Source organism: Anaerovibrio lipolyticus, assembly GCF_021531495.1.
Lineage (GTDB): Bacteria > Bacillota > Negativicutes > Selenomonadales > Selenomonadaceae > Anaerovibrio.
Genome location: NZ_JADYTY010000054.1, coordinates 1 through 6,032, shown reverse-complemented (window position 1 = coordinate 6,032; position 6,032 = coordinate 1). Strand labels below are relative to the sequence as shown.

The window sequence follows — 6,032 nt, the reverse complement described above, 5'->3', positions numbered from 1 at the left end:
ACGCTTATTGCAAGCTAATTGAGAAATTTATCTTTTGAAATATACAGTTTTCAAGGAGCCGTGAGGATTTTCTTTGTGGGAAGTTTGAGTTTATAAAAAATTCTTCATTTGCCATATTATGTATTCGACAGAAAAAGCAAATATCCTCTTTGAGCTTTCCTCGCATCCCATATTTTTTTATTTCTGTACTAGAGTTGAATTACTCATTTAGATTATCATCCTTACGGGTATTCTCCTCAATAGGAGGATAGCTGTCCAAGATGCCCTGACAGCCTGCCAAAACATCTCTATAGGTTGCTTCAAAATCCCCAGTGTACCAAGGATCTGCTACCTCTCCAGCAGACTCACCAGCATAGAATAGCAAAAGTTTCACTTTGTTATCTCTGTCAAAATCAATAATCCTGCTAATGCCCCACAGATTTTCCTTATCCATAGCTACAATTAAATCGTAATAACGATAATCGTTCTTGGTCATCTGCACAGCCTGACGGCTAGCAAAAGGAATCCCCTTAGCCTGTAATATGGCCTTGGTACCATGATGAATATCATGACCAATCTCCTCACGACTGGTAGCCGCAGAAGCAAATTCAAACTCCTTCTCCCGACCAGCCTTCCTAACCAAATCCTTCATAACAAACTCCGCCATTGTAGAACGGCAAATATTGCCGTGGCAGATAAATAATATCTTAATCATATGAATTTTCCTTCCTGCAATGCCTCAAAGTGCCCTGTTATACGCTTATTTACGCCATTTCCAAAATCATCAAAATCTCAGCCAATTTGTACATATTCGCCAATTAAACGCAAATAAGCGCATTGTGTAACTAAAAATAGTAGACGAATAGTAGACGAACTCCTGCATGAATATACTCAGCTGGTTTCACATTTTAAGCTTTTTTGAAACCAGTTGAGCTTGCTAAATATTGAAAACACTTCACATACTAACGATGAAACCACGGTTTCATCGTTGCCATAATGCGAAACCACATCTATAGATTATCATACCATAGCAGACAAAGAAAAACCACCTGCTACATCACAGGTGGTTGAGTATTTTTTCTTATACAATTCTGAACTTTGTTTTGGTAGCTGGAAGTTCTTTAACTTTGTCCTTATCCAATTCCTTCTGAGCATCCTTCAATCGTTCCATCTCATCTTTTGCATCCTGTAATCCCAGGTGAGTATAGGTGTTCAAGGTGACGCCTATATCCGAATGCCCCATGAGATACTGCAGAGTCTTTGGGTTCATTCCCGATTTGGCCATGTTGCTGCAATATGTATGCCTGCATACATGCGGTGTGATGTTTGGCATCTGCTCCTTATATATATCATTGTACCGTTTTACCATATGATTCATCCGGTGCTGCCAGTGCATGGCCACAAGTGGAAGTCCAGCCTTGTCCAGGTATAGGAAGCCAGAGTAACCCTCCACAACCTGCTCATTATTCTGTGGTTTTCTGTTTGCAATAATGCTTTTAAACATTTCTAATACGCCATCACTCATTGGGAGAACCCTTGTGCCAGCATTCGTCTTTGTGGATTCCACCGTCAGCTTCATTCCTATTCTCTGCAGCTGCTTGTCTATATTGATGGTCCTGGCATCAAAGTCTATGTCTTGGATGGTCAAACCGCAAAATTCAGATATTCGCATCCCCGTATGGAACAGGATGTAGATGACCTCATAATATTTGCGGTAGCAGATGTCGTCCTTGATAAACTTAAGGAAGCTTCTCATCTGTTTCCTGGAAATTGCCTCCCTGGTTTTGCTGTCATTGACAAGAACATCGGCCAGCATAAAACTGAACGGTTTTTTAATCAGTATGTCATCATCTACTGCCAGCTGAAAAGCAGGGCGAAGAACTCCTCGTACCGATTTTATTGTACTTGAACCACACCCTTCATCATGAAGCTTTATTAGTAACAGTTTAGCGTCTGATACCCTGATGCATTTTATCTTCTTGTCGTAGAAGGGCTGCTTTTCCATGAGGTTTTTTACAAAAGTATAGTTTACACGGGTATTTGGCTTTACATTAATCTTGGTTGCTAAATATCTGTCCACTAACTCCCTTACAGTCATATTCTGAAGATTACGATTAAGACCAGCATCAAAGTCCCTTCCTATCTGCTTCTCAAGCTCTCTGAGTGAAAGCGTAGGCTTTGTTCCTTTTGGTTGCCTGTCTGACGGTAATAATCGCCAGCTTGTTAAAAAATACGGTTTACCACCAACATAATATTTAAACATATATTTGTCGTCCTTGCGCTGGCTTTCACCAACACGAAGGATTCTGTTTTTATTATCCCTCCGTACAACGTCTCTTTTTGCCACGTCTTTTCAATGCCTCCCATATATCATGATTTTTCAAAATATAGCGCTCAAACTTTCCTCTTAGGATCAGTTTTCTTTTTCCATAGTAAGCTATGAAGTCATAGGTGCCTTCTGCTAAAAATTTGTAAAACTTACGTTGACTCAGCCCCCAATATTCAATAGCTTCATAGGTATAAAGATATTCTCTCTCAGAAAAAGGCGTTTGCTGCATGTCATCACCTCCGCTACTATATATCACTCTACCCCAAAGATAATTCAACTAGTTTTTGGCAGATAAACTATAATTCTTCTATGCTTTCAAGGTACTCCTCAAATTTAGGTCTAATGATGAGATACCTGTTGCCATTCTTGATAGCAAAGACTCCCAGATTATCTGCTGCCAGGTGCTGCAACTTCTTAATGCCTATGCCGAAGTATGCCCCGGCTTCCTTAATAGTCAGTGTATACTTATCCATCATATCGCTCCTCTATATAACACTCATGGCAACAGTACTTTCTATGCTTGTTGCCGTAAGAAATAAAACTCTTACCGCAGTGCTGGCATGTGATGAAGTAATTCGCCTTACGCTTTACTAAATCCTGATGACTATTCCACCAACTCATCCGGCACCTATCAGTGCAAAAGCGCTTATGCTTTCTGCCAGGGGTCTGTTCCACAGGCATACCACACTGCTCACATAAACTTCCACTCTTAGACTTGAAATTGCGACTACAAAATGTCTTAACCGTACTAATTGGCATATTCATCAGTTCGGCTATTTGCCTATAGCTTTTACCTCTAGTACGATAGGACCCAATCTGCCTTTTCTGTTCATCCGTCATTTGTCATTCCTCCTGGTATCGTTTAAAGGTATCCTTCTCCAAGTTCTTCATTTAACCAAATAGAAGACTGTACTTCTTCTCGGCCAGTACTAATTCTGCTCCGATTTCTCCAGCTGTTTCTTCTGCATCTCTATGGTTCTCAATTTCGCTATGCAGAGACTGGATAGCTACCCCAAGGTCTGTTCTAACCTCACCAGCTCCGCATCCTTTATTTTCATTCATGTTTATGCCTCCACACCCTTAATGCTTTTAATAAACCCATGACATAAATCTCTTTTTTGAATGGAAAACTATCTGAAACTAGCACTATATGTTTTTCCATCACTTTGCCCTCCTTAGATACCTTATTGAAAGCAGCATAATGCTATCTTCACCTATAAGCGAAAAAAGGAATCAAATCGAACCCGTAGGTTTACTGCTTCAAAAATATAAGGACAGAACGATTTGATTTTAGAACTGTCTTTATATATCCTTGGAGATTAATATTAATTTTGAGCAAAAAAAAGCCTGCTCAGAAGATAATTCTTCCAAGCAGGCCTATTAGTCATTTAGCTATACATGCACACAGAAGCACACCGGCTATAATCCATGCTGCTGTCTTTTCACGCTTCAGCTTATCTCTCTTCAATTGTTCCTCTCTGGCGAATTCCTCGAAGTATATCCTGGCATTCTCCAATGAGTTCTGCTGTTCTAACATTTCCTGCTCCAAGCTCCTCATTTGAACAGATAGCAGACTGTACTTCTCCTCGGCCTGCTGTAACTGCCTGTCCGATTCCATCAGCTGTTCCTTCTGCTTCTCTAAGGTCACTGATTGACTGCTGCTGATTTCGGATAACTCCATCAAGTTCTGTTCTCTAAGTATCTGAAATCCTTCTTCTAGTGAATAATTTCTTAAAGCTAATGATATATTTATAAAATGTCCTTAAAAAAGCTGAACCCATTATACCACCAATATAAATATAATAGCGATTATTCAATGTGACAAGATTAAATTCATTCTAGTTTTCTCAGTTTTCTATCATAAGATAACAGTTTTTGAAGGTATAAAGTATCATCAGAAGAGAGTTTCTCCACTTTCTCTAGCCTATCAATTTCCTTCTCATACTCGTCCAATAAAGACTCATACTCATCACGCTCTTGTTCAAATATCTGCTTTTGCTTTAAGAATAACTCCGCTTGTGAAATTAACTTTTTCTCATATTCGTCCGATGCTTCTGCATATCCTTCAACTTTTCCATCTGTCTTTCCTGATTGATAAATATGACTAATCCCTGGTATGTCTTCTTGAACGTCTTGTTTATATGTCTTCTTTACGCCATCAACTATGCTCCCTTCGTCAACCACATTTTTTATAGTTGAAATTAAATGCCCCCCTGGCACTACTGTTTTGAATATAAATCTACCAAATCCCATAATCATACCTCCTGCAATGATAACGACTCACCTTTTATCATATTTTTAAATCCACCAAAAATAAATTCTTCTTTAACAGATTGAATAAATTTAGTGTCTGTAATTAACCTATACATAGTAACAATTATTCCAGCAATATCTAAATCTTTCCATACAGCTTCATTACCAGCAACTGCATTCCCTCCAACCCAAATAATATTACTGGCTGATGAAATAAGGTTGGAATATGATAGTATTTTTCTGGTCTTAACTTCATATACATCTCTGTTTGAATACTTTTTAGGATCATAATACAATCCATGCACTAAACCAATAATCATATTAATCAGAATTGCAGTTACTGCTTGAGTTCCAACCACAGCAATATCTTTTAACAAACATAAAGAATCATAATTACTTTTATATAACTTTCCTGCTAGTTCTGGTGAAAATGTCTCTAAAATAGGTACTGGTAATCCTTTTTTAGTAAGAACATCTGAACCTAAGTGAAGTGCTTCTGCAAATACTGCTGCTGGTAGTCTTTTATCATCTTCCTTTATACTTTCTATCGCCATTCTAAAACCATCAAGTACATTTGTCTCATACTCCCAATGTTTTGGTTTAGGATCAGAAGACACCTTAAAAGTTCTAAAATCATCTAATGTAATGGTGCTAGAAATAATATTCATCGTTCCAAAAATCCAGCCGAGAATAGGATCGTGACCTAATGTATGTACTCTATGATATCCGCCTTCCATGTTTACACCAAAATTTGGTGATCCTATAGATACGTCAAATGGAACTCCATCATAAACTATCTCAAGCCACGAAGGGTATTTTTCACTTTTGTTGTGATCCCATTTCCCATCAAAACATTCTTTCATTTCATCACGAATCTTTCGTTCAGTATCTTTTATTGTTTTATCATTATCTTTTAATCGAGAACCATCTATTTTTTTTGATATCACATTATTAAGTTTATTGATTACAACCCATTTTCCAATCTGTAGTGCGGTTGCAAAAAACAAAAACTTTACATCTGTACTATTCAATCCAGTTTGTTTTTCAAATTCCTCATCCAAATTTTTTAGAATACTTCGCGAGTTATGGGCGACCTCAGCTACTCTTTGGCTTTCATCTATAATAATTTGCATATTATCAAAAATTGCATCTGTTTTAGTTTTTAGATTATTCCTTTTGTTACGCAATTCAGCAACACTCATTAAGTTATCCATTCCTTTCAATAAAGTATAATATAAAACCACACACCACAAAATAATTGTAGACAAATACAATTTTCTAAAAGACTACTATACTACCTAACCATAGTTATTTTATGCATTATTATAACACTATTATCGGGAGTGTAAAATAGTTTGTGTAAAAAGTAATTGCGCAGATTTATTTTATGCCCCATAATGGGGTAAACAATTAAAAGGATGGATATCAAATGGCAAAACGTAAAATGACACCGACCCCAGCTGAAAATATA

Annotated in this window: 8 protein-coding genes; all 8 read right to left on the bottom strand. The window is 37.5% G+C overall.

Going from position 1 to position 6,032, the window contains the following annotated elements:
• Positions 1 to 199 precede the first annotated feature (199 nt).
• Positions 200 to 694, bottom strand: coding sequence for a low molecular weight protein-tyrosine-phosphatase (locus I6E26_RS10810; protein ID WP_235321875.1), 495 nt, complete (start codon positions 692 to 694; stop codon positions 200 to 202).
• Positions 695 to 1,060: 366 nt separating this feature from the next.
• A complete protein-coding gene (locus I6E26_RS11345) occupies positions 1,061 to 2,326 on the bottom strand; it encodes a tyrosine-type recombinase/integrase (RefSeq protein ID WP_235321874.1) in 1,266 nt (421 codons plus the stop codon).
• The gene (locus I6E26_RS10800) at positions 2,295 to 2,537 is read right to left on the bottom strand and encodes an excisionase (RefSeq protein ID WP_235321873.1); all 243 of its coding nucleotides are present in this window, start codon (positions 2,535 to 2,537) and stop codon (positions 2,295 to 2,297) included. Before I6E26_RS10800 ends, I6E26_RS11345 begins: the two co-directional genes overlap by 32 nt.
• A gap of 67 nt (positions 2,538 to 2,604) precedes the next feature.
• The gene (locus I6E26_RS10795; RefSeq protein WP_235321872.1) at positions 2,605 to 2,781 is read right to left on the bottom strand and encodes an excisionase; all 177 of its coding nucleotides are present in this window, start codon (positions 2,779 to 2,781) and stop codon (positions 2,605 to 2,607) included.
• A gap of 418 nt (positions 2,782 to 3,199) precedes the next feature.
• Positions 3,200 to 3,370, bottom strand: coding sequence for a hypothetical protein (locus I6E26_RS10790; protein WP_235321871.1), 171 nt, complete (start codon positions 3,368 to 3,370; stop codon positions 3,200 to 3,202).
• 322 nt (positions 3,371 to 3,692) lie between these two features.
• The gene (locus tag I6E26_RS10785) at positions 3,693 to 3,956 is read right to left on the bottom strand and encodes a hypothetical protein (protein ID WP_235321870.1); all 264 of its coding nucleotides are present in this window, start codon (positions 3,954 to 3,956) and stop codon (positions 3,693 to 3,695) included.
• A 185-nt stretch (positions 3,957 to 4,141) separates the two neighbouring features.
• Entirely contained in the window at positions 4,142 to 4,561 is a 420-nt protein-coding gene (locus tag I6E26_RS10780; protein ID WP_235321869.1) for a hypothetical protein, read from the bottom strand.
• 2 nt (positions 4,562 to 4,563) lie between these two features.
• Positions 4,564 to 5,763 (bottom strand): hypothetical protein, encoded by a 1,200-nt coding sequence (locus I6E26_RS10775; RefSeq protein ID WP_235321868.1) that lies wholly within the window; start codon positions 5,761 to 5,763, stop codon positions 4,564 to 4,566.
• Positions 5,764 to 6,032: the final 269 nt, after the last annotated feature.

Bases quoted from the DNA above. Each gene is read 5' to 3' on its own strand.
- I6E26_RS10800 (WP_235321873.1), bottom strand. From the start codon at position 2,537: ATGCAGCAAACGCCTTTTTCTGAGAGAGAATATCTTTATACCTATGAA.
- I6E26_RS10775 (WP_235321868.1), bottom strand. From the start codon at position 5,763: ATGAGTGTTGCTGAATTGCGTAACAAAAGGAATAATCTAAAAACTAAA.
- I6E26_RS10810 (WP_235321875.1), bottom strand. From the start codon at position 694: ATGATTAAGATATTATTTATCTGCCACGGCAATATTTGCCGTTCTACA.
- I6E26_RS10790 (WP_235321871.1), bottom strand. From the start codon at position 3,370: ATGAATGAAAATAAAGGATGCGGAGCTGGTGAGGTTAGAACAGACCTT.
- I6E26_RS10795 (WP_235321872.1), bottom strand. From the start codon at position 2,781: ATGGATAAGTATACACTGACTATTAAGGAAGCCGGGGCATACTTCGGC.
- I6E26_RS10780 (WP_235321869.1), bottom strand. From the start codon at position 4,561: ATGGGATTTGGTAGATTTATATTCAAAACAGTAGTGCCAGGGGGGCAT.